The following is a 1,632-nucleotide window of genomic DNA, read 5'->3' on the forward strand; positions in this document are numbered from 1 at the left end:
ATCTGTAGCCTGAATTTCTTCATCCATTTGACGAACTTTTTCAAAGCTTGCATCATATAGATCTTTTGTGTCTTTAGTTAAATGTTTATAAGCTGCTCCCATTGCGGTGGCTCCAGCAATAGCAACTCCAACAGGGGTCGCCATACCTGGACCTAACATGGTGAAACGACTTAATAAACCTGTTCCGCCAGCTCGTCCAATAATTCCTGTGATTTTTGATAACCCACCAGCAAGTGATCCCACAACCTTAAATGTGCTACCAAGTACTAAACTAGCAGGACCTAACGCAGCAGTAACCCCTGCAACACTGATTATGGTCTTTTTCGTAGAATCGTCCAATTCTTCAAACCACTCAGCTAAGTCGGTTACCCCCTCAATAACTGGAGGTAAATAATCTTTTGCCACATCTAAAAGTATCTCTCCAACAGGTCGCAGTGAACGTAATGTAGAGTTTCTTAATTCTGCAAACTCTTCACCAATTGTTTTGGTTTCTTCGGCCGTTTCTTGAATAGATCCTCTAGCATCTTCTACACCTTCTCCTAGATCTTCAAATGCTGGAACTGCACGATTTCGTATAGCCGTCATCAAACGTTGTGCACCTTCAGCGCCAAATGCTTCTGTTGCTAAAGATAAAGCTTTTTGTTTATCCTCTGTTTCAGCTATGGTTTCAACAATTTTTTCTAACTCTTCTCGGCTGTTTTTCCCTTCATTAGCCCAATTTCGAAACGATTTATTTAAACCTGGCATAACCCGACTAACTGCAATGCCATTTGACTCTAAACTTGCCATAAAATGTGCGGCTTCTTCCATGCTAAAGCCGGCATTGTTTAGAACAGAACCGTAATTTGTTAATTGACCACTTAACTCGCCTAATCCTACGCCATAGTCTTGTGTCATTTTGTATAGATAATCTAATATGGCTGTACCTTCTTCTGCAGGTATTTGCCATTGTTTCATGGCTTCACCAAATGCTTGAGAATTTTGTGTAGCATCCTCTTTAAGTAAACGTGATACATCTAATACCCTTTCGGTTAGTCCTTCCAAGACGTCATTTGTTGCACCAGTAAAGGTATTCAATGTTGCTAATGAATTCGCAACTTGATCTGCTCCATCAGGTACACTTGAAAACACGTTATCAAAAGAGTTTTCTAAATCATCTAGCGCATCACCCGTTGCACCTGTACCCACTCTAATATCACGATAAGCTTTGTCAAATTGATCAGCTGCAGCTAACGCAACTCCTCCCGCTGCCATGATTGGGGCGGTTACTCGCATACTTAATGTTTGCCCAACGCCCGTTAAAGTATCACCCATACGATTTGCTTTATTAGAAAAGTTATCTAAACCAGTTGTAAGCTTTCCCAAACCTGAATCGAGGAACTCTTGTTCTTTGCGCATTGCTTCTAACTCTTCTGTTGCATTCTCTACATAACGCTCTAGGTTATTAAGTGCTGCAGCTTGATTATTATAAGCACGTTCTGCCTTTTCTGCCTCTTTGGATCCCTCGCCATGTTCACGGACCATTTTCTCGTATTCTTTGTAGGTTTCTTCGGTGGCTTTCTTTTGTACTTCCAACTTTTTGTTTAGACCTTGTAGTCTTGTTTCGTACTTGCCAATGGAACGGTCTCCTCG

Annotated in this window: 1 protein-coding gene; it reads right to left on the reverse strand. The window is 41.2% G+C overall.

The annotated features are described in order from the left end of the window. Positions 1-1,632 (reverse strand): phage tail tape measure protein (locus BMX40_RS19870; RefSeq protein WP_090873204.1); only part of this gene is annotated, 1,632 nt, incomplete at both ends.

Origin of the sequence: Oceanobacillus limi (genome assembly GCF_900111445.1) — a bacterium.
In the GTDB taxonomy this organism is placed as follows: Bacteria; Bacillota; Bacilli; order Bacillales; family Amphibacillaceae; genus Ornithinibacillus; species Ornithinibacillus limi.